This window comes from Bacillus sanguinis, assembly GCF_018332475.1.
Classification (GTDB): Bacteria; Bacillota; Bacilli; order Bacillales; family Bacillaceae_G; genus Bacillus_A; species Bacillus_A sanguinis.
The window spans coordinates 1-21,314 of sequence record NZ_BOQB01000004.1 but is presented as its reverse complement, the minus strand read 5'-3'; the positions used below and the strand labels follow the sequence as shown (position 1 = coordinate 21,314).

Genomic DNA, 21,314 nt, shown 5'->3' with positions numbered 1-21,314 from the left:
ATGAAACAAGTACAAACAAAAAGGGATTGGAAAAAACTTGCATATGACGTAGTAGAAGAGAAAATGATTACGAAAGAGGATGCGATAGCGATATTAGAAGCTGATGATACAGAAGTTTTAGAAATTATGAATGCTGCTTATATCATTCGCCATCATCACTTTGGTAAGAAAGTAAAATTGAATATGATTATTAATACGAAATCGGGATTATGTCCTGAGGACTGCGGATATTGTTCACAGTCTATTATTTCAGAGGCACCAATTGATAAATATGCATGGCTAACGCAGGAAAAGATTGTAGAAGGAGCACATGAAGCAATTCGCCGTAAAGCGGGTACATATTGTATTGTGGCATCGGGTCGTCGCCCGACAGATAAAGAGGTGAATCACGTAATTGGAGCAGTTAAAGAGATTCGTGAAACGACAGAGTTGAAGATTTGTTGTTGTTTAGGTTTCTTAAACGAAGATCAAGCAGGACGTTTAGCAGAAGCGGGTGTTCATCGTTATAACCACAATTTAAATACACATGCGAATAATTATGAAAGTATTTGCTCCACTCATACGTATGACGATCGTGTTGATACAGTTCAAAAAGCAAAACAAGCGGGTATTTCACCATGCTCTGGCGCAATATTCGGTATGGGAGAGACAATAGAAGAGCGTGCTGAAATTGCATTTGAATTACAACGTATAGATGCAGATTCAATTCCATGTAATTTCCTTGTTGCTGTAAAGGGTACGCCGCTTGAAGGACAAAAAGAATTAACGCCGGTAGAATGTTTAAAAGTGCTGGCGATGATGCGCTTTGTAAACCCAACGAAAGAAATTCGCATTTCAGGGGGACGTGAAATCAATTTACGTTCTGTACAGCCAATCGGTTTATTTGCAGCGAACTCTATTTTTGTTGGAGACTACTTAACGACAGCTGGACAAGAACCGACTGCAGACTGGGGTATGATTGAAGATTTAGGGTTTGAGATTGAGGAATGTGCATTATAAGATAGAAAAAAGCAAACTTGTAAAAGAGTTTGCTTTTTTTGTAAATAAAATGTAATAAATAGTGGTGAACGCTTGATATTATTGGTTTTTGAGCAAAAAAAAGAATTTTGGTGGACGAATTTTCCAAGCCCCAATTGTACATAGTAAATATGTAATTTATATTGGGTTGGAGGATTTTACATGCACAAATATATATTAGCGATTATGACTTGTCTAATTTTATTAAAAGCAATAAGTACTGATCCAGTTAAGGCTGCCGAAAATCCTGAACAAAAAGAGATGCAACAACGAATTGAACAACATTTTCGAACGAAAGCTGAACATTTTGGATTGAAAACAGAAGGGAAAGATTTAAAGGAAGTACGAAAAGAAATTACTATTATAGAAGAAGCAAAGAAAAGAGAGAATGTATGGAGAACAGCACAAACGCTTCGTATACAAACAGAAGGAAAAACAATGGATGAATTAATAAAAGATGTACGGAAAAAAGTAAAAAAATAAAAAAGAGGCCGTAGCCTCTTTTTTATGCCCATTGTTTTGATAAGTGAGCCATTTCAATCGCAGCAACGGCGGATTCATAGCCTTTATTACCAGCTTTCGTGCCTGCGCGTTCAATTGCTTGCTCAATCGTTTCAGTCGTTAATACACCGAAAATAACTGGGATGTCTGTTTGTAGTGATAAAGATGCAACTCCTTTTGCCACTTCATTACAAACGTAATCGTAATGTGTTGTAGCACCGCGAATTACAGTGCCTAACGTAATAACAGCATCATACTTCCCGCTATTCGCCATCTTTTTAGCGATTAAAGGAATTTCGAATGCGCCAGGAACCCAAGCAACATCGATATCAGTTTCTTCTACACCGTGACGCTTTAATCCGTCTAAAGCTCCGCCGAGTAACTTACTTGTAATAAATTCATTAAAACGCCCAACAACAACTCCAACTTTTAATCCTGTACCAACTAAATGACCTTCGAATACCATAATGAATCTCTCCCTTTATTATAAGTTTAGTAAATGTCCTAATTTGTTTACTTTCGTTTGTAAATACGTTTTATTCTCTTCTTTTGTTGGCATTTGCAATGGAACACGCTCGATTACTTCTAAATCGTAACCTTGTAAGCCAGCAATTTTTCTTGGATTATTCGTTAATAATCGTAAATGTTGTAAACCTAAATCTTTTAATATTTGAGCGCCGATACCGTAATCACGCAAATCAGCTGGGAACCCAAGTTTTTCGTTTGCTTCTACAGTATCGAAGCCTTCTTCTTGTAACTTATAAGCGCGAAGCTTATTAAGAAGGCCAATGCCTCGTCCTTCTTGTCTCATATAAAGAAGAACGCCTTTTCCTTCACGCTCAATTTGAGCAAGTGCAGCATGGAGTTGTGGTCCGCAATCACAGCGGCACGAGCCAAATACATCTCCTGTTAAGCACTCTGAATGAACGCGTACAAGTACAGGTTCTCCTGTTGAAATATCACCTTTTACGAGTGCGATATGCTCTTTCGAGTCTAATGAATTAGAATAGCCAATTGCATGGAAAGTACCGAAATCTGTAGGTAATGTAATTTCCACTTCTCGCGTCACTAATGTTTCATGGTGGCGGCGATAAGCAATTAAATCTTCTATTGTAATCATTTTTATATCAAATTGTTTTGCGCACTGTATTAAATCAGGTACACGTGCCATCGTACCGTCCTCATTAATAATTTCGCAAATGACGCCAGCTGGTTCTGCCCCGCACAGCTGTGCTAAATCGACAGCAGCTTCTGTATGACCAGCACGACGCAGGACACCTCCTTCTTTCGCTATTAATGGAAAGATATGTCCAGGTCGATTGAAATCAGTACCTTTTGATGCAGGGTTTAACAATTCTTGTATCGTAGTTGCCCGTTCGTGAGCACTAATCCCTGTTGTTGTAGAAACATGATCAATACTCACTGTAAATGCAGTATGATGCGAATCCGTATTATGAGCTACCATTGGTTCTAATTGTAGACGTTCTGCGTACTCTTCCGTAACCGGTACACAAACGAGGCCGCGCCCATGTGTAATCATAAAGTTAATCGTTTCTGGCGTAATATACTCTGCTAAAGCGATAAAGTCGCCTTCATTTTCACGGTTTTCATCATCGCATACGATAACGACTTTTCCTTGTTTTAAATCTTCTAGAGCTTCTTCAATACGATGAAACATAATGCTTCCCCCTTATAGAAATCCGTTTTCTTGTAAAAAGCTTTCGGTCATTGAACCTGTTCGTTTTACCGGTTTAGAAATAAATCGTTCGATATATTTGCCAATCATGTCACACTCAATATTTACGATGTCACCAGCATTTTTTTCTCCGATAACAGATTCACTTACTGTGTGCGGGATGAGTGAGATTGTAATGGAAGATTCGTCTATATCAAATATTGTTAAACTCGTTCCATCAACAGCAACGGATCCTTTATGCAAACAATAGCGCAGCAGTTCATCAGAAATAGCTATTTTGTAATAGACGGCATTATAGTGTTGTTTTTTGTTTAATATCGTCCCGATGCCATCAATATGTCCTGAAACGAAATGTCCACCGAATCGTCCATTTGCAGCCATTGCTCGCTCTAAATTTACTTTAGAGTGTGATTTGAGTAGGCGAAGTGATGTCGATTTCATCGTTTCGGGCATTACATCCACTGTGAATGAAGTTGTTGTAAAACTCGTTACAGTTAAGCAAATACCGTTAACCGCGATGCTATCGCCTAAGTGAACATCTGATAAAATTTTATTGGCATGTATCGTTAACTTCATTGCTTCTCCGCTTTGTTGCATATTTGTTATTGTCCCTAATTCTTCTACAATTCCTGTAAACATTCCGTCACCTCACTTCGGGCATTCGCAACGATTTTTATATCATCACCAATTTGTTTCATCTCTTGAATTTCCAAGGAAAGCGCATCTTGTAATGTTGAAAAACCATTTCCGCCAAATAAAGTAGGGGCCTTACTTCCACCAATTAATTTTGGACTTATATAAGTTATAATTTCATTGAAATACTTTGTTTGTAAGAAGCTTGCATGAACTGTTTGCCCCCCTTCGACGAAAAGAGAAAGAATTTGTTTTTCGCCGAGTAAGTGTAAAACATCCTGTATTTCAATCTGCTTCGTTTTCATTTGGAATATAGCTATATTTTTAGATTCATAAGAAGCTATTTTCTCTTGATTTACATCCGTACCAACTATAATCCATGTCGATGCTAAACCATCTGTTATGACATGAGAAGATGGTGGCGTTTTTAAATGAGTATCTAAAATAACGCGTATAGGATTTTGCCCCCCGTTAGGAATTCTTGTTGTTAAATGCGGATTATCAGCTATAACTGTATTCACTCCAACGAGAATTGCATCGTGTGTATGGCGATATTGATGAACATCAGCGCGTGCATCTTCACCTGTAATCCATTTACTTTCACCGGTTACGGTTGCTGTTTTTCCATCTAAGCTCATCGCGGTCTTTATTGTTACAAATGGACGTTTCGTTTTCATGTAGTGAAAAAAGTAGCGATTTAATAAAATTGCTTCTGTTTCAAGAACACCGGTAGTTACTTCGATTCCAGCTTTCTCTAATCTTTTTTTTCCATTACCTGAAACGAGCGGATTGCAATCAAGAGTAGCAATTACAACCCGTGTGACTCCTTTTTTTATGAGCAAATCACAGCAAGGTGGTGTTTTTCCAAAATGGCTACACGGTTCAAGTGTTACATACACGGTGGCTCCTTTTGCTTTGTCACCAGCCATGTGAAGAGCATAAACTTCTGCGTGTTCTTCACCAGCACGTAAATGAGCCCCCATACCGACGATGTTTCCGTCTTTTACAACAACAGCACCAACCATAGGATTTGGACTTGTTTGCCCAGATGTTCCTTCTGCTAATTGCAGGGCAATCCTCATATATTCTTGATCTGTCATTTTCTTCACCTCTCCTAAAAAAATCAAAAAACCCCAAGGATTTTAATATCCTTGGGGTTTGGGAGACGTGATTTCTAGAAATATAGTTCGAATACGAAAGTATAGGAAAGAAACCTAACGATGATTGATATTTTGGCATAAGGAAGAAACCTAGCAAAAATATCAAATTTTTCAAACGCTAGTCGTATCTTTTTATTTCAGCATAGAAAGAAAAGTATACAAAATAAAACATATATATAGATTTGAATTGAATCTATAAAAATATGCATACTGAAATAAAAGTGTATTCGCTATATAAAATTACTAGAAAACATATCCTTCTCCCATCCAGACTATACTGTCGGCCCTAGAGTTTCACTAGATCCACCGTTTTCGAGTTGAAAACGGGTCACGGACTTAGAAGTTTGCACTTCATCACCGCCGGTTGGGAATTTCACCCGACCCCGAAGGATGTTGTTTGCTCAAATTATAGCACAAAAAAAATAAAAGGCTAGCAAAAAGTATTCGAATGTGAAGAATTGTGTGAAAATATGGGTGGCCTGGCATGGAGACAAAAGTATGAGAAATGTTGTAAGGAGAAGGGGTATAGCGGAGTTGTAAAAAAGAAAAACATGCACAAAAAAAATGTGCATGTCACATGTGGAATTATTCTGCTTCTGGTGCTCTAACAACAGATTCGAATTTACCTTTATGCGAAGCGTCGCAATAAGGCATATTTTTTGATAAACCACAACGGCATAAAGAAAATGCCGGTTTTGCTGGGAATACATTCCCTTGTGAATCAACTAATTCCACGTCCCCTGTAACGCGAAAAGAGCCATTATCATTTACTTTAATTTGTACTTTAGCCAACGCTATCCCTCCTTCCCAAACGCTTAATTTCATCATATAATTAAGAGAAGTACTTGACAATATTAAAAGAGCACTTTCTTTGGGAGAGAAGAGAGTGTTATAATGTTTTTTATAACTGACTAGAGTAAGGTGACGAAAGATGGATAAACAATTACGTACATTACGAAATATTGCAAATGAGCGCACGTGGGCATCATTTTTGAATGATAATCATCCATATAGTTTGTTACATTGGTCCATTGCAGGTGTAGGACAAGAGTCAAAGGATGTTTGGTTACTTCAAGATGAGGTAACATTTCAAACGACAGAATTTCCAACGTTAGATGATGCAATGCAATGGATTTCTGAAAATATGGAACAAGTTACAGACGTTTTAGCGCAATAAAAAAACAGGCTTATGCAAGCCTGTTTTTTGTTTCTTTCACATATGAGTTTAAAAATTGATCAACGGCTTCTTCATACTCTTCTTTATTTTCGTTATAAGAGCAAGCGTGTGCACCGTGTTCTGCAATATAAAGTTGTTTATTGTTTTCTTTTGCTTCATATAGTGCTTTCGTCATATCAGCTAAAATATAATCATCATCTTTACTATGAATAAAGAGGACGGGATTGTTAATGTTTTTTATACAATCAATTGGTGAAACTTCACGAATCGTATAACCGTCACGCACTTTTAAAAAAGCATTTGCTAAAGGTAATAAAGGCCATTTAGGTAAATGGAATTCAACCTTTAAACGATGTTGTAATTGCCCGTAAAAATCAGAAAAAGGACAATCTGCAATATAGAAATCAGCACCATCCTCTACAAGTCCTGCGTATTGAAGAAGTGTTGCAGCTCCCATAGATTCACCATGAATACCGAGTGTTATATTTGTTCCAAAACGACTTTTTAGCCAGTCAACTACGGATTTTAAATCATGTTTTTCATAGTATCCATAGCTTGTTGTTTTTCCGCCAGTTTTACCATGACGACGATGATCGTAAATAACGACATTATACCCTCTGTTTAAAAATAACCTTGCATATTTTACAGAGTTCATTTTATTTACAGTTACACCGTGACAGAAAACCATAAATTTGTTGGAATGGCCAGCAGGAATGTAATATCCATGAAGATCATATCCGAATTGCGAAGGAATATGAATTTCTTCTTTATGAAGAGCATCAAAATCTTCTATGCGAAAATGTTTTTTCGTTTCTCTTTCGAGTACTTCTTCCTCTGTTTTTTTCTTTAAGTACATCACTTTATTTGTAAAGAAAATCCCAAGGGCAGTTATTGCACCTAGTATAGTAAACAATGCTGCAAAAAAACGTTTCATACTTTACCTCATCCTCCAAATACCGTTACATGTGATACACTTACATTGTATCACAATGATAGAAAAGGGGAGAAATAGGAAATGGTGTATATACAAAAAATTACGCCATCGATGAAAGAAACAATCCGAATGTTCATGTGTGAGAACTGGGGGAGTTCATTGATGGTTTCACGTGGGAAGGGGCATCAATTAGAAGAGTTGCCCGGATTTGTTGCGCTCTCGGATGACAGAATAATCGGAATTATAACGTATGAAGTGATCGGAAATACGTGCGAAATTGTATCGTTAGATAGCTTTGAAGAAAGAAAAGGAATAGGGACAAAACTTGTAGATTGTGTATTAAAAATGGCAGAAGAAGAGCAGTGCGGTCGCGTTTGGCTCATTACAACGAATGATAATATGAATGCGTTACGTTTTTACCAAAAACGTAATTTTTTGATGACAAATTTATATGTGAATGCGGTGGAAGAGGCACGAAAAATAAAGAAAGAAATTCCGCGTATTGGGTATGATAATATCCCGATTTTACATGAGATTCAATTAGAATATAGTTTAGTGTAATGATGTAACAATTTTCAGAAATATAAGTTATTAACCTTGACGAATATTGTAATTTAGGTTACCGTAAAATTGTAATCTATTACCATATTAAGGGGTGACGATGTGGCAACTATACGTGATGTTGCAAAATTGGCAGGTGTTTCAGTCGCAACCGTTTCACGAGTTATTAATGAAAAAGGATACGTTCATGAGGACACAGTAAAACAAGTAAAGGAAGCAATTGAGGAATTACATTATAGGCCAAATAGTACAGCAAAGCCATTATTTAAAGAGAATTCAACGATAATTGCATTACTTGTAGATAATTTATATGAACCATCAAACATCACTTTGCTACATTGTATTGAGGAAATAGCATATAAAGAAGGATATCAAACCATTGTTTGTAATATAGAGAATAAAGATAGATATATACATATGTTGAAACAAAATAACGTTGCAGGTGTTATTTTGACAAGATCCGTTTTTAAAAGTATAGGAGAAATGCCACTTCCGTTTGTTGTGATTGATGAAAAAAAATCCGATGCAAATTATTATGAAAGTGGACAAAGAGCGGTTTCTTTATTAAAAGAAAAAGGCTGTCACTTTCTTGCTTATTTCGATGAGGGAGAAGATAGTGAAGAAATGGAAGAGCGTATATCCGGATTTTTAGACGCAGTTTGGGAGGAAGGAATCTCTTATCGAGAAGTATGTGTACAAGGGTATACGAATAAACAGTTTATTACATTATTGCAAACTTATCCGTATATAGATGGAATTGTAACTTCAAGTGATAAGATTACCTTTGAGTTAATTCGAGCAGCGAAAAATTTAAATATATCTATACCGGATAAATTGAAAATTATTGGGCTGAACGGGAGTATAGATAGTGAGTGGGTAGGTCCGTCATTCCTGCAAATTGAAAGTTGTGTCGAAGAAAATGGGAAGATAGCGTTGAAACAATTAAAACGGAGAATAAAAAAGTAAAAGGTGCGTATAAAACGCACCTTTTATAATGTAATAGCGGCAATAAAGCCGAATATAAGTAACGGTATATTATAATGCAGAAAAGTTGGTACACATGTATCCCATATATGATGGTGTTGACCATCAGCATTTAAACCAGATGTTGGTCCAAGTGTACTATCTGATGCTGGAGATCCTGCATCGCCTAGCGCTCCGGCTGTACCGATAATTGCAATGGTAGCCATTGGACTAAATCCAAGCTGCATGCAAAGAGGGACAAAAATTGTTGTTAAAATAGGGATGGTTGAAAAGGATGAACCAATTCCCATCGTCACGAGAAGTCCAATCACAAGCATAAGAAATGCAGCGAGCGGTTTATTATTTCCAATTATATGTGCACTCGTTTGTACAAGAGATTCAACATGTCCTGTTTTTCGAAGGACAGCGCCAAATCCAGCGGCTGCGATCATAACAAAACCAATAAAGGACATCATGCGCATTCCGCTTGTTAATATTGCATCTGCTTCTTTAAGAGGTAGACTGCCACTTACTGATAAGACGATAATCCCTGCTAAAGCACCGAAAATCATTGATTCTGTGGCTAATTGAACAGTTAATGTAGCTATGATAGATAATAATCCGAAAGTAATGCTACGTTTTGTATAGGGAACGATTTCATTTGTGGTTGTATGAACTTGTTCTGTTTCATACGTACGAGGTTTCCGGTACGTAATGAATACTGCTACACATAATCCAATAATCATACCGATTGCTGGAATAGTCATTGCTTTTGGAATAAGTGCGACATCAAATGTAAGACCGCTTTGCGCAGCATTTGTTTGCAATACGTCATGATAAATTTTTCCGAACCCTGCTGGAATCCACATATAAGGAGTAATCAATCCGAATGTAATAATACATGTAACAAGTCTGCGATCCACTTTCAGCTCATTTAATATTTTTAAAAGTGCTGGAATTAAGATGGGGATGAAAGCGATATGAACAGGAATCACATTTTGTGAGAAACAAGCCATCGTTAAAATGATGAATAAAATAAGTATTTTAGAATAAACTTGTTTTTTCGTGTCTTGTTCATTGCCAATCCATTTTAATGCAGTTTGAATCATGGCATCTGGAAGTCCTGTTTTGGAAAGAGAAATAGCGAAACCCCCAAGCATTGCATAACTTAAAGCGATTGGAGCACTGTTTCCAAGACCAGTTGTAAAAGTGTTAATAGTTTCTGAAATACCGAGTCCGCCGATAATTCCACCTGTTAAAGCTCCAACAATGATGGCGACAATGACCTGGACACGTAACAAACTAAGCAATAGCATAACTGCTACTGCGACGAGTACAGCATTCATAATAAATGTAATCTCCCCAAAATTTTATTGTGTTAAGGCAAGTAAATATGAAGCACCTTGCTATATTTATACATAGTTTCGACATATTATTATAAATTGTTTTCTATGAAATGTAAAAGAGCCTTTTATTACTAATGCTGAAAAGTTAGCTCTTGTTTAATTGATTGTAAAGATTGAGCGAATAATTCTGGTTCTTCTAAATCGGGAGAATGTGCTGAATTTGGGAACCAAATCATCTTTTTTATGGGCGCCACTATCACATCACAATATTCCTGAACGAGTGCATAAGGAGTTTGATAATCATAGCGACCAGAACAAAAATAAACCGGAATAGATAAACTTGAAATAGAAGAAAAGAAATCGATTGTTAGCATTTCTTCCCATAAAACGCCAGATTTTAAATTTCCTGCGAGAAACTTGAACCAATCAAATAGCGTATATTCGGGAGAAAAGAAGCCTTTTCGTATGAAAGAAAAGGAAGATCCGTTTTGGATTGCTCCTCCGAATGTGCCAAGCCACTTTCTTTGAATAATGAGACGTCTCGTATCTAAAAATGGTGGTTTTCCTAATTTTAAAAGAGACGCTAACGCTTTTTTATGATCATGTTTTTTGGCAGAACGAATTAAATGCTGATATAGCAATTCTTCGTTTTGTTTCATATGTACAATCTGCCCAATACCGATGTAAGCCTCGATATATTGTGGATATTGATGTGCTATGTTTAGCCCAATAATGCTTCCCCAAGAATGACCAGCGAGAAATAGTTTCTGTTTATTGAACTTTTTAAGTACATATTGAATCACTTCTTTTGCATCGGACACGAATTGTTGGATTGTAAAATTTGCTCCGAAATCTTTCATTGAAAAAGATTTACCTGCCCCGCGCTGATCCCAATTAATTACGATGAAATGTTTCTCCAATTCTTTTTGAAAATGACGAATAAATCCAATTTGTGCCATGCCCGGTCCGCCGTGACAGCATAATAAAATAGGTTGCTCTACGTTTTGCCCGCGCATAAGGAGAGTTTGTTTTCGATTATGAATCATAACGCTTTCCATCGTAGCGATACTATTAGGAATGATTTGTTTATTTTCATTATAAAACTGTGGGGTATAGCTACGAAAAAGCATATTGAAAACCTCCTTTTCTGAAATCGTATGAATCGCACAGGCTATTCGTTTTGCATATACTGTTAGAAAATCATTGTAACATACCATACTAGTGTCATTTCAACACGGGAGGAGGGAAATTGTGACGATTGGAGAAATTATAGATTGTTTAAATAGACGTGAATCCATCGCTATTATAGCAAAACGTCTTGAAATAAGCCCGTATACATTATCGAAGAAACTAAGATTGATTGGGTACGAATATGATGGAGAACAAAAGAAACGTATTTTTGTAGGAGATGGAGAAGAACCACGTCACTTACAACTCCAAGAAGCGACAGCCCTTCAATATGCGACAACAGATTATCAATTATTAATTTATGAGCAATTACAAAGTATTTATGAGTTATTAAGAAAGAGAGAAGAAGTAATTGCGCCCATTATGAGTATAAGTACAGAAAAAAAGAAACGTACCTTTTCTATTAATAAAGAAATATTAGCAAAACTAGACGTTATATCAGAATCGAAAGGAATTCAAAAATCTAAACTTGTAGAAGAGGCGTTACAACAATTTTTACAACAATATGATTTTAATAACACGTCACATTTTGATAACTAAAGAAAAGGATACTATGTTCGTTGTAAGAACGAGTATCCTTTTTAGGTTGTACTAATATTGTGAATTAAGTATAAGTACGTATCCTTTATAATAAAAATCTAGATCGCATATTAGAGAAATACTTAATTTACCTTTTGAATTCTTCCATCAATAATTGGCTGAATTGGTTCTTTTAATTGTTTTACGTAATCGACTAGCGCTTCAAAGTCGTTTGGACCAGTTTCTGCATTTTTACCATTTTTAAATGATACGAATCCATCACCGCCAGAAGCTAAGAAGGCATTTGCAACTACGCTATACGTTTTAGATGGAGATAATTCTTCTCCGTTTGTTAAACGTATATTTGCAACTTTTTCACCGTTTGGTTTATTCGTATCCCACGTATATTGAATACCTGAAATTTGAAGCATTCTCGTCGTTCCTTTTTGCCATTGTTGATTTAAAATGTCCCGAATATCTTGACCTGTTAAATCTATTTTAATCAATTGGTTTCCAAAAGGCTGAATGCCATATAATTCGCCCCATGTAATATCGCCAGCATCTAAGTCATTACGAATGCCACCAGGATTCATAAGTGCGATTTGAGCTTGCATCGTTTGGCGCTGAGCATCGGCAACTAAATTTCCAAGAGTGGACTCACCAGCATCATTTTGTTTACGATCGATAGGTGCTGTAGATTTTCCGACAACTTCATTTACAAGTGGTGCGATTTTTTCTTTATATTGATCTAATTTTTTCTTTACTTGTTTATCAGGTTCTACACCTTCATGGTATGTTGTAACAACTTCAGCTTTTTTCTTTACAATATCTTTTGTTTTACGATCAATTGTTACATCTACGTCTGAGAAAGCTGTTCCGTAAGAATTCGCTTGGACGATTAGTTTATTATTTACAGTACCATTTACATACGTGTGACTATGCCCACCAAAAATAACATCAACTTCCGGATCTGTTTCATTTGCAATTCGAGTAAGGTCTCCATTTGTCACACCAGACTCATCTGTTGTTCCACCAACATGAGCAAGGACGACAATGGATTTAACGCCAAGACGCTTTAATTGTTGCGCTGATTTATTAATTGCTTCTACTTCGTCAGTGATTTCTACATTTTTAAGCATAGTAGGCATCACGACATTTGGTGTATCAGTTGTAACAACGCCAATGAATCCTACAGGCACACCATTTACCATTTTTACAGTAAATGGCGGTAAAAATAAACGGCCAGTTGATTTGTTATAGAAGTTAGCAGCGACATAAGGGAAGTTAGCACCTTTGAAATTGCCAGTTTTCTCGTGATATCCACCGTAAATGAGGCGTTTCATTTCATCGATACCTTCATCAAATTCATGGTTTCCGATTGTACCAACATCAAACTTTAAGTCATTTAAAAATTCAATTGTCGGTTCATCTTGTAATAATGCTGAAACTGGTGGGCTAGCACCTACAATATCACCAGCATGTACGAGAAGTGTATTCGGGTTTTGTTTTTTCCGATCTTTTAAATAAGTAGCTAAGTAATCAGCGCCACCAGCTTCTTTATTATTAATTTTTTTAACAGTATCTAGCTGTCCATGAAAATCATTAATACCAAGCATTTGTACGTCTATGTAGCGGTTTTGTTCAGCTGGAGTCTGAGATGGGGGAGCGGCAAATACGCTTGAAAAAGTAATGGTGCTTAAAACGGCAACAGCAGGAATAATTTTTTTCCACATAATTTAATTCTCCTTTTTTTTATAATCTGACATCATACGACATAATTTTAATAGATTCATAGGATTATATCTGTATAAAAATTTAGTTTTTTCGAAAAATTAACATATTTACAAAAGGTGAATAATAGAGTAACGCCCCTTTTTTGTTGTCGATTTCATTGTGTATCTACTATAATGGAGAAAAAAGTAAAAGGTGAGTAGCATGAAGAAAAAGAAACAAAGACAAATGCAAAGACAATCGCAAGTGAATAAACCAGAGAAAGAGTCGCTTACATTAGGTGATCAATTAAATGATTCACTTATGCAGCAATTAAAGAATAAGAAGAAAGAATTGCAAGTGAGAGAAGAAGAAAAAGAGGCAGCTGAACTGGAAAGAAAGCGCCAAGAACAAAAAGAACGTGAAAAGAATAAATCATTTGAAGAACTGTTAAGTGAAAGTAGCCTTACTTGGAAAGACTTTAAATAATATAAAAAATGATCAGTGTATACCGCTGATCATTTTTTTGACGAGCTTGTAAGAGAAGGGGAGTTTACATGAGAAAAATTGTAGTCGTTCCGCATGAAAATCATTGGAACGAAAAGTTTCAAATGGAGGCCGAGCGATTAAAATCGGCGATGCCAGAAATGGTGAAAGTCCATCATATTGGAAGTACGTCAGTGCCAGGGCTGGCAGCTAAACCAATTATAGATATGATTATGGAAGTAGAGAGTATCGACAGAGTAGATCATTGGAATGAATGTTTTGAAGAGCTTGGTTATATCGTAAAAGGGGAAAATGGTATTTCAAGACGTCGTTATTTTATTCATGGAACTGAGGAAAAACGCTCGTATCACTTACACGTTTTTGAAAAAGGAAATCCTGAAATAGTGAGGCATTTAGCGTTTCGTGATTATATGATGGCTCATTGTGAAGAAGCAGAGGCATATGCAACTTTAAAGAAAGAATTAGCCGAAAAGTATACAGATGATGGAACGTTATATACGGAAGGAAAAAATGAGTTTGTGAGAAATGTTGATAAAAAAGCGAAGAAATGGTTAGAAAACAACGTAAATGAATGAGTTCGCATTATTTTTGAAGGTGTATAAAATTATTATGTAAACTGTACATATGTTTTGACTTTTTGGTTGAATCTTGTTCAAATAAAGTGGTGGTTTATAAAAAATGTAAGAATGAAAGGGAGACGACTGTGCACATTCCAACAACTACACTTCATAATGGCGTAAAAATGCCGATGATTGGTCTAGGCGTTTATAAAGCGAAAGAAGGCGACGAAGTAAAACAAGCAGTAAAAACAGCGTTAGAAGTTGGATACCGTTCGATTGATACAGCAACTGTATATGAAAATGAAAGCGGTGTCGGAGAAGCGGTTCGTGAATCAGGGATTCCAAGAGAAGACATATTTATTACAACAAAAGTTTGGAACGACGATCAAGGATACGAGGAAACACTTGAGGCGTTTGAAAAAAGCTTAAAGAAACTACAAATGGACTATGTAGATTTATATTTAATACATTGGCCAATAAGAGGAAAGTATGTCGATACGTACCGAGCGTTAGAAAAACTGTATGAAGAAGGTAAAGTGCGTGCAATTGGTGTTTCTAATTTTCATAAACATCATTTAGAACTGTTATTACCAAATTGTAAAGTGAAGCCTATGGTAAACCAAGTGGAACTTCATCCGATGTTAACACAATTTGAATTGCGTAATTACTGTCAAGGTGAGCAAATTCAAATGGAAGCATGGAGCCCGTTAATGAGAGGTGGGGAAGTATTTCAGCACCCGATTATTCAGGCCATTGCTATTAAATATGAAAAAACACCTGCGCAAGTTATATTAAGATGGGATATTCAAAGCGGGGTAGTGACAATTCCTAAATCTGTTACACCATCTCGTATTAAGGAGAATTTTACTATCTTTGATTTTTCACTAACAGAAGAAGAGATGACTCAAATTAATACGCTAAATCGTAATTTACATGTAGGAACGAATCCTGATAAATATGATACGCTATAAAAAAACGCTACCAGTATGGTAGCGTTTTTTAACGATGTAAAGCGTAAGTATCACATTTAGCAATTTGCTGAAGTTGTATATATTCTGCTGTTGTTAACTGTGTTTGTTTACTAGACTGTACATTTTCTTGCAATTGTTGGATAGAGCTTGCACCAGGTATAACTGCTGCAATAGCTTCGTTATGTAAGCAATATTGAATAGCTGTTCCTGTTAAAGAGCTTTCCCCGATTATTTCTTTTACACTTGCGAGTGTCGCATATAATTCATCGTAAGAATAAGAAAGGTAATCCTTTTCTTTTACTCTTTCTATCTTTCTTGCATTATTGTCAGTTAAAATTCCTTTTGCAAGTGGTCCACGAGCAATAATGCTAATTTGATGTTCATTTAGAAGTGGGAACCATTCTTCAGGTCGACGATTTAAAAGGTTATATTCCATTAGTACACTAACGATATTTGAACGTTTTGCATACTCACGGATGACATTTGGACGTATAGAAGAAATACCGTAATGGCGAATGATACCTTCTTTTTTTAATTCTTCAAAGGCTTCAATTGTTTCATCTATTGGATCTTCAATCGTCCCGCCGTGAAGTTGATAAAGATCAATATAATCAGTTTGAAGTCTACGTAAACTTTCTTTCACTTCAGCCTTTATGTAATCTTTAGAAGGATCCCAAGACCAGCCGTTTTTTTCTTCTGTCCATCGATTTCCAACCTTCGTTGTAAGAACAATTTGATCTCGTTTCCCTTTTAAGGCTTTTCCAACAAATTCTTCGTTTAATCCGTAATCATATAAATCCGCTGTATCAAAAAAATTGATTCCTAAATCGATTGCTTCATCGATAATACGCATAGCTTCTGTTTCAGATGTACCGAGAGACATACAGCCAAGTCCCATTTCTGTAACAAACAAATCTGAGTTTCCTAATTGACGTTTTTTCATAGGTCAACCTCCTTACCTTTATTGTACGAAAGGAAAAAGAGGTTGACAAACGTTTACTTTTTATTTGCTGTAATCCACTCCTGTACAGTTGTATACTCTTTGCTATATTGTTTTAGCTTATGACGAATTTGCCATGCTTTTCCGACTAAAGTGACGCGATTTGGTAAAATATAAACTTTCATTTCTATCACGCTCCTTTCAATGTGGTAAAATGTATGAGGAAAGAATAGGAAATAGAACAGGGAGATGAAGTAGTATGAGTAATCTTGCAGAGAGAACAGTAAAAACTGAACCAATTTTTGATGGTAGAGTTATAAAAGTTCGTGTTGATGATGTAGTATTACCAAATGGAGCAATGAGTAAACGTGAAATTGTAAATCACCCTGGTGCAGTTGCTATTATTGCTATTACTGATGAGGGGAAAATTGTGCTTGTTGAACAGTATCGTAAAGCGCTTGAAAAGGCGATTATAGAAATTCCGGCCGGCAAGTTAGAACCAGGTGAAAAACCAGAGGTGACAGCAGTTCGTGAATTAGAAGAGGAAACAGGATATGTATGTGAAAATATGGAGCTTATTACTTCTTTCTATACATCTCCAGGATTTGCAGATGAAATTTTATATGTATATAAAGCGACAGGTTTGACGAAAAAAGAAAATAAAGCTGAGTTAGATGAAGATGAGTTTGTGGAATTGATGGAAGTATCGTTAGAAGAAGCGATGACTCTTATGAAAGATCTTCGTATTCATGATGCGAAGACGATGTTTGCAGTACAATATTTACAACTACAAAAATAAACACTCGCCAAAGGCGAGTGTTTTTTAATTGATTTTTGCGTATACGCGTGCATCACGTAAGCTACCATCTGGTGCTATGAAATCATTTTCCATTGTACCCTCTAGAATAAATTCTAAACGTTCTGCTAGGTTACATGCATTTGTATTTGTTGCATCAATACGAATTTCAACTCTTCTAGCACTTAGCTTATCAAAGGCAAATTGAATGGCCCCTTTAATAGCTTCAGTCATATAGCCTTGTTTTGTATAAGCGCTATGCAGCCAGAAGTGAAGTGAAAACTTTGGAATATCCCAGTTTTCAGGTTTGAGCGTTATAGCTCCGATGAATGTACCCGATACTTTATCGTATAAGTGAAAATCAAGTGTTTCACGAAGTAAAAACTGTCCGTGAGCGTTACGAACGATTTCTTCAGCACTTTCTTCTGTTTCAGCGTTAATTGGCATCCACGGTACTAAGTCTTCTAGAGAAGCTTGGATTGCTTCATACACTTCTGCACCATCACCTGGAAATGGCTTACGAACTTGTAAGCGTTCAGTTTGAAATAATGTTGGAAAATCTAATAATAATGGTTTCAAGAGAAATCCCTCCTATTCTCTACTTTTAGTTTAGCAAAGTAGAGCGGAATTTCAATGTTAATTCGTCATACTTTTTTCTTTCTTTCATACATTTTTAGTAAGAGTGTGAACGGAGGGAAGAAAAATGTGGAGAAAAACTTGGCAAAACCGTGTAATGTCTCACATACAGGAAAACTCTTCATTATATATATTTAACGCTGTTTTATTATTGATGGGAGTAATATTTGGGGCCATTCTTGTAAATAGTCTACAATTAAATCAAAAACAAGATTTATCATTTTATTTACAACGTTTTTTTGGACAAGTTTCTAAAGGAGAATTTGCTATTGCAAGCGAAATGTTTCGAGAAAGTTACTTTTCGCAATTAAAATACATTGGATTTATTTGGATTTTGGGGATTTCAATTATTGGATTGCCACTTATTTTTATTTTATTGTTTGTAAAAGGAGTAGTTGTCGGATTTACAGTAGGTTTTTTAGTCAGTCAGCATGGATGGAATGGATTATTATTAGCATTTGTTTCTGTATTACCACAAAACCTCATTATTATTCCAGTATTTCTCGTGATGACAACAATTGCGGCAAGCTTTTCCTTACGCATGATTAGGCATCAATTTATTCGGAAAATAACCGAGCCGCTATTACCGTTATTAATTCGCTATACATGCTTCTTTCTTGTAATTGGAGCGGTGTTAGCTCTTGCTTCTAGTGTAGAAGCTTATGCATCACCAGTTTTAATGAAAGAAGTCGTTGAGGCTATTAATAAACAATAAATATTTTATGAGAATAATTATCAATTTGTTTTTATTGTTTTTCTTTTGACAGAAGCCCTTCTTCTGATATAATGGTGTAAGAGTGGCGAGGAGGGAGTAGTACCGAATGGAAGAAAGAATTGAACGAATTAAGAAGCAATTACATGCAGCGAGCTACAAATTAACACCGCAACGTGAAGCAACAGTTCGTGTGCTGCTAGAAAATGAAGAAGATCATTTAAGCGCAGAAGATGTTTACCTCCTTGTAAAAGAAAAGTCGCCAGAGATCGGATTAGCAACCGTCTATCGAACTTTAGAACTATTATCTGAGTTAAAAGTTGTCGATAAGATTAACTTCGGAGACGGTGTTTCACGCTATGACTTACGCCAAGAAGGTGCGCAGCGTTTCCACCATCATTTGATTTGTACACAATGTGGTGCTGTACAAGAAATACAAGAAGATTTACTTGGTGAAGTGGAAAGGAAAGTAGAACGTGACTGGAGCTTTAAGGTGAAAGATCATCGTTTAACATTCCATGGGATTTGTAAAAATTGTCAAGAAAATGAAACGGATGAAAAATAACCTTTTCCTATTTATCTAGGAAGAGGTTTTTTATTTGAATAAGGTATAATTTGGTGAAAGCTTGGCATATGTTGTAATAACTTATATTTTGGAGGAATTTATAATGCGCCGAGCTTTAAAATTAACTTTTGATGGAATAAAAGTATTTTTATTATTTACAAGTTGTACGATTTTGTTTTATTTCGCTATACTATGGATAAATGAAGAATATGAAAGCTATCATCGTTATGAAAAGCCAAAAGAAGAGACTGTAGAAAAAGTATCAGGGAATGAAGAGCCGGCAAAGGATGCTTTCGTAAATAGAATGATGTTTTTCTATGAAAATGGGGAGTAGTGTAGATTGGAAGATCAATTAAAAGATTTTATTCATTATATGGTTGTCGAAAAAGGGCTAGCGAAAAATACAGTAGTATCTTATGAACGTGATTTGAAAAGTTATGTAAAGTATTTGCAAAATGTAGAACAAGCGAAAAGTTTTCATGAAGTGACACGCTTACACATTGTTAATTTTCTGCAGCACTTAAAAGAAAACGGAAAATCTTCGAAAACATTAGCACGTCATATTGCATCGATTCGTTCGTTTCACCAGTTTTTACTTCGTGAACGAGCGGTAGAGCACGATCCATCCGTACATATTGAAACGCCGCAAGGAGAACGGAAATTACCGAAAGTATTATCAATCGATGAAGTAGAGGCGTTACTTCAGACGCCGAAAATGACGAGTGCTTTTGGAGTTCGTGATAAAGCGATGCTAGAGTTATTGTATGCGACAGGGCTTCGTGTTTCAGAATTAATTGCCTTAAACTTAGAAGATATACATTTAACAATGGGATTTGTTCGTTGCATAGGGAAAGGGAATAAAGAAAGAATTATTCCACTAGGAAGTTTAGCGACGGAAGCGATTCAAAAGTATATTGAAAAGGGAAGAAGAGAATTGATGGGTAAAAAAGTAGTAGATGCACTCTTTTTAAACCATCATGGGAATCGATTATCAAGACAAGGTTTTTGGAAAATTTTAAAACGATTAGCGAAAGAAGCAAATATTGAAAAAGAGCTTACACCTCATACGTTGCGCCATTCTTTTGCTACGCATTTATTAGAAAATGGAGCAGACTTGCGTGCGGTGCAAGAAATGCTTGGACATGCAGATATTTCAACGACGCAAATTTATACACATGTTTCAAAAGCTAGATTAAAAGATGTATATAAACAGTTTCATCCAAGAGCATAGTTACTATGCTCTTTTTTTTCATAGATTCAAAAGGCTATAGTATTTCACAGAAACTTCACAAACATTTCGTACATTGTTTTCAGCAGAAGACTAGAATATTACAATGTATTTCCTCTATACTAAATAAGGTATGAAGGAGGAAATGATGATGAAAAAACTTATTATGACTTTATTTATCGCGATGCTAGCATTGGCTGGCTGTAATACAAACAAAGAAGAACCGAAAAAAGAACAGAAACTGGAAGCTGTAAAAGTAGCAGTTCAAACAAATCCGAAAGAAATTAAACCTGGTGAAAAAACAGAAGTACAAGCACTTGTTACACAAGGAAAAGAAAAAGTAACGGATGCTGATGATGTAAAGTTTGAAATTTGGAAAGCTGGCGACGAAAAGCACGAGATGTTAGATGGTAAGCATAAAGGAAAAGGTGTTTATGCTGTCGAAAAAACGTTCGAGATGGATGGAGTATACCATATTATCGCTCACACAAATGCACGTGAAATGCATGTTATGCCAGAAGTAAAAGTGGCTGTAGGGAATGCGAAAGTAGAAGATGCGAAAAAAGAAAATAGTGATCACAGTGCAGGACATGGTGATCATAAAAGCGATACAATGATCCATCTTATGGCTGGTGACATAAAAGCAAATGCTGAATCAACAATGAAAGTTCATTTAAAACAAAAAGAAGAAGCATTAACTGGTGCTGAAGTCCAACTTGAGATTTGGAAAGATGGTGTTGAAAAGCACGAATTTATTCCAGCGAAAGAAGGAAATAAAGGAGAGTATGAAACGAAACATACTTTCAAAGAAAACGGTTCTTACAAAGTGAAAGTTCATGTTAAAAAAGGTGAACTGCATGAACATAAAGAAGAAACGGTAGAAGTAAAATAAAAAGTAGCTCTTTAGAGCTACTTTTTATTTTTAATCTCATTATTTGTGGAGAGATTAAAAGTTCATTTTATATGAATAAATACATCACAAAATCATTAGCAC

The 21,314-nt window shown here is 35.9% G+C and carries 27 protein-coding genes and 1 riboswitch; of the genes, 15 read left to right on the top strand and 12 right to left on the bottom strand.

Features of this window, described 5'->3' with window-relative positions; genetic code table 11:
- Together bioB and KI369_RS00325 are read left to right on the top strand one after the other, a co-directional pair.
- Positions 1 to 999 (top strand): biotin synthase BioB, encoded by a 999-nt coding sequence (gene bioB, locus KI369_RS00330; RefSeq protein ID WP_212954702.1) that lies wholly within the window; start codon positions 1 to 3, stop codon positions 997 to 999.
- Positions 1,000 to 1,179: 180 nt separating this feature from the next.
- Positions 1,180 to 1,500, top strand: a complete 321-nt coding sequence (locus KI369_RS00325) for a hypothetical protein (protein ID WP_000549787.1) — start codon at positions 1,180 to 1,182, stop codon at positions 1,498 to 1,500.
- Between the two features lie 22 nt (positions 1,501 to 1,522).
- Here KI369_RS00325 and ribH read toward each other — a convergent pair whose 3' ends face one another.
- From ribH to KI369_RS00300, 5 genes are all read right to left on the bottom strand, one after another.
- Positions 1,523 to 1,984 (bottom strand): 6,7-dimethyl-8-ribityllumazine synthase, encoded by a 462-nt coding sequence (ribH, locus tag KI369_RS00320; RefSeq protein WP_000230900.1) that lies wholly within the window; start codon positions 1,982 to 1,984, stop codon positions 1,523 to 1,525.
- A gap of 18 nt (positions 1,985 to 2,002) precedes the next feature.
- Positions 2,003 to 3,196, bottom strand: coding sequence for a bifunctional 3,4-dihydroxy-2-butanone-4-phosphate synthase/GTP cyclohydrolase II (gene ribBA, locus KI369_RS00315; RefSeq protein ID WP_212954701.1), 1,194 nt, complete (start codon positions 3,194 to 3,196; stop codon positions 2,003 to 2,005).
- A gap of 12 nt (positions 3,197 to 3,208) precedes the next feature.
- Entirely contained in the window at positions 3,209 to 3,853 is a 645-nt protein-coding gene (gene ribE, locus KI369_RS00310) for a riboflavin synthase (protein WP_212954700.1), read from the bottom strand.
- A complete protein-coding gene (ribD, locus tag KI369_RS00305; protein ID WP_212954699.1) occupies positions 3,835 to 4,947 on the bottom strand; it encodes a bifunctional diaminohydroxyphosphoribosylaminopyrimidine deaminase/5-amino-6-(5-phosphoribosylamino)uracil reductase RibD in 1,113 nt (370 codons plus the stop codon). The genes ribE and ribD overlap by 19 nt, the downstream gene beginning before the upstream one ends.
- A gap of 311 nt (positions 4,948 to 5,258) precedes the next feature.
- Positions 5,259 to 5,402, bottom strand: a riboswitch (FMN riboswitch).
- A gap of 190 nt (positions 5,403 to 5,592) precedes the next feature.
- Positions 5,593 to 5,799, bottom strand: coding sequence for a CDGSH iron-sulfur domain-containing protein (locus tag KI369_RS00300; protein ID WP_001151582.1), 207 nt, complete (start codon positions 5,797 to 5,799; stop codon positions 5,593 to 5,595).
- 139 nt (positions 5,800 to 5,938) lie between these two features.
- Between KI369_RS00300 and KI369_RS00295 the strand changes: the two genes are divergently transcribed.
- Positions 5,939 to 6,184, top strand: coding sequence for a DUF2552 family protein (locus tag KI369_RS00295; protein WP_000360810.1), 246 nt, complete (start codon positions 5,939 to 5,941; stop codon positions 6,182 to 6,184).
- Between the two features lie 10 nt (positions 6,185 to 6,194).
- Here the strand turns inward: KI369_RS00295 and KI369_RS00290 are convergent, their stop codons facing one another.
- Positions 6,195 to 7,118 (bottom strand): alpha/beta hydrolase, encoded by a 924-nt coding sequence (locus tag KI369_RS00290; RefSeq protein ID WP_212954698.1) that lies wholly within the window; start codon positions 7,116 to 7,118, stop codon positions 6,195 to 6,197.
- A gap of 81 nt (positions 7,119 to 7,199) precedes the next feature.
- Here KI369_RS00290 and KI369_RS00285 point away from each other — a divergent pair, with 81 nt between their 5' ends.
- Positions 7,200 to 7,679 (top strand): GNAT family N-acetyltransferase, encoded by a 480-nt coding sequence (locus KI369_RS00285; protein WP_212954697.1) that lies wholly within the window; start codon positions 7,200 to 7,202, stop codon positions 7,677 to 7,679.
- A gap of 102 nt (positions 7,680 to 7,781) precedes the next feature.
- Positions 7,782 to 8,645 (top strand): LacI family DNA-binding transcriptional regulator, encoded by an 864-nt coding sequence (locus KI369_RS00280; protein ID WP_212954696.1) that lies wholly within the window; start codon positions 7,782 to 7,784, stop codon positions 8,643 to 8,645.
- A 23-nt stretch (positions 8,646 to 8,668) separates the two neighbouring features.
- On the opposite strand, the gene KI369_RS00275 is transcribed toward KI369_RS00280, so the two are convergent.
- Positions 8,669 to 9,988: a Na+/H+ antiporter family protein gene (locus KI369_RS00275; RefSeq protein ID WP_212954695.1), complete on the bottom strand. Its 1,320-nt coding sequence runs from the start codon at positions 9,986 to 9,988 to the stop codon at positions 8,669 to 8,671.
- Between the two features lie 131 nt (positions 9,989 to 10,119).
- Positions 10,120 to 11,118 carry an alpha/beta fold hydrolase gene (locus KI369_RS00270; protein ID WP_212954694.1) on the bottom strand — a complete coding sequence of 333 codons (999 nt, stop codon included), beginning with the start codon at positions 11,116 to 11,118 and terminating at the stop codon, positions 10,120 to 10,122.
- A gap of 121 nt (positions 11,119 to 11,239) precedes the next feature.
- Here KI369_RS00270 and KI369_RS00265 point away from each other — a divergent pair, with 121 nt between their 5' ends.
- Entirely contained in the window at positions 11,240 to 11,716 is a 477-nt protein-coding gene (locus tag KI369_RS00265) for a ribbon-helix-helix domain-containing protein (RefSeq protein WP_212954693.1), read from the top strand.
- Positions 11,717 to 11,838: 122 nt separating this feature from the next.
- Here KI369_RS00265 and KI369_RS00260 read toward each other — a convergent pair whose 3' ends face one another.
- Complete coding sequence (locus KI369_RS00260; protein ID WP_212954692.1) at positions 11,839 to 13,428, bottom strand: bifunctional metallophosphatase/5'-nucleotidase; 1,590 nt, start codon at positions 13,426 to 13,428, stop codon at positions 11,839 to 11,841.
- Positions 13,429 to 13,630: 202 nt separating this feature from the next.
- On the opposite strand from KI369_RS00260, the gene KI369_RS00255 reads away from it, so the two are divergent.
- The 3 genes from KI369_RS00255 to KI369_RS00245 all read left to right on the top strand — a co-directional run bounded on the left by KI369_RS00255 (position 13,631) and on the right by KI369_RS00245 (position 15,443).
- On the top strand, positions 13,631 to 13,894 hold the full coding sequence (locus KI369_RS00255) for a YqkE family protein (protein ID WP_144612782.1): 264 nt from the start codon (positions 13,631 to 13,633) through the stop codon (positions 13,892 to 13,894).
- Positions 13,895 to 13,962: 68 nt separating this feature from the next.
- On the top strand, positions 13,963 to 14,487 hold the full coding sequence (locus tag KI369_RS00250) for a GrpB family protein (RefSeq protein WP_212954691.1): 525 nt from the start codon (positions 13,963 to 13,965) through the stop codon (positions 14,485 to 14,487).
- A gap of 128 nt (positions 14,488 to 14,615) precedes the next feature.
- On the top strand, positions 14,616 to 15,443 hold the full coding sequence (locus tag KI369_RS00245; protein ID WP_212954690.1) for an aldo/keto reductase: 828 nt from the start codon (positions 14,616 to 14,618) through the stop codon (positions 15,441 to 15,443).
- A gap of 28 nt (positions 15,444 to 15,471) precedes the next feature.
- On the opposite strand, the gene lolS is transcribed toward KI369_RS00245, so the two are convergent.
- On the bottom strand, positions 15,472 to 16,386 hold the full coding sequence (lolS, locus tag KI369_RS00240) for an aldo/keto reductase (RefSeq protein WP_212954689.1): 915 nt from the start codon (positions 16,384 to 16,386) through the stop codon (positions 15,472 to 15,474).
- A 53-nt stretch (positions 16,387 to 16,439) separates the two neighbouring features.
- The gene (gene mciZ / locus KI369_RS00235; RefSeq protein WP_212954688.1) at positions 16,440 to 16,568 is read right to left on the bottom strand and encodes a Z-ring formation inhibitor MciZ; all 129 of its coding nucleotides are present in this window, start codon (positions 16,566 to 16,568) and stop codon (positions 16,440 to 16,442) included.
- Between the two features lie 74 nt (positions 16,569 to 16,642).
- Between mciZ and KI369_RS00230 the strand changes: the two genes are divergently transcribed.
- On the top strand, positions 16,643 to 17,182 hold the full coding sequence (locus KI369_RS00230; RefSeq protein WP_144612790.1) for an NUDIX domain-containing protein: 540 nt from the start codon (positions 16,643 to 16,645) through the stop codon (positions 17,180 to 17,182).
- A 24-nt stretch (positions 17,183 to 17,206) separates the two neighbouring features.
- Here the strand turns inward: KI369_RS00230 and KI369_RS00225 are convergent, their stop codons facing one another.
- Positions 17,207 to 17,758 (bottom strand): GNAT family N-acetyltransferase, encoded by a 552-nt coding sequence (locus KI369_RS00225; protein ID WP_212954687.1) that lies wholly within the window; start codon positions 17,756 to 17,758, stop codon positions 17,207 to 17,209.
- A gap of 154 nt (positions 17,759 to 17,912) precedes the next feature.
- Here KI369_RS00225 and spoIIM point away from each other — a divergent pair, with 154 nt between their 5' ends.
- The 5 genes from spoIIM (at position 17,913) to KI369_RS00200 (ending at position 21,212) form a co-directional block, all read left to right on the top strand.
- Positions 17,913 to 18,530 (top strand): stage II sporulation protein M, encoded by a 618-nt coding sequence (gene spoIIM / locus KI369_RS00220; protein WP_226544967.1) that lies wholly within the window; start codon positions 17,913 to 17,915, stop codon positions 18,528 to 18,530.
- A gap of 106 nt (positions 18,531 to 18,636) precedes the next feature.
- A complete protein-coding gene (fur, locus tag KI369_RS00215) occupies positions 18,637 to 19,092 on the top strand; it encodes a ferric iron uptake transcriptional regulator (RefSeq protein ID WP_000392657.1) in 456 nt (151 codons plus the stop codon).
- 103 nt (positions 19,093 to 19,195) lie between these two features.
- Positions 19,196 to 19,426, top strand: coding sequence for a YqzK family protein (locus KI369_RS00210; RefSeq protein WP_001250432.1), 231 nt, complete (start codon positions 19,196 to 19,198; stop codon positions 19,424 to 19,426).
- 6 nt (positions 19,427 to 19,432) lie between these two features.
- Entirely contained in the window at positions 19,433 to 20,323 is an 891-nt protein-coding gene (gene xerD, locus KI369_RS00205; protein ID WP_144612794.1) for a site-specific tyrosine recombinase XerD, read from the top strand.
- Positions 20,324 to 20,468: 145 nt separating this feature from the next.
- The gene (locus tag KI369_RS00200) at positions 20,469 to 21,212 is read left to right on the top strand and encodes a FixH family protein (RefSeq protein ID WP_212954686.1); all 744 of its coding nucleotides are present in this window, start codon (positions 20,469 to 20,471) and stop codon (positions 21,210 to 21,212) included.
- The last annotated feature ends 102 nt before the right edge of the window (positions 21,213 to 21,314 follow it).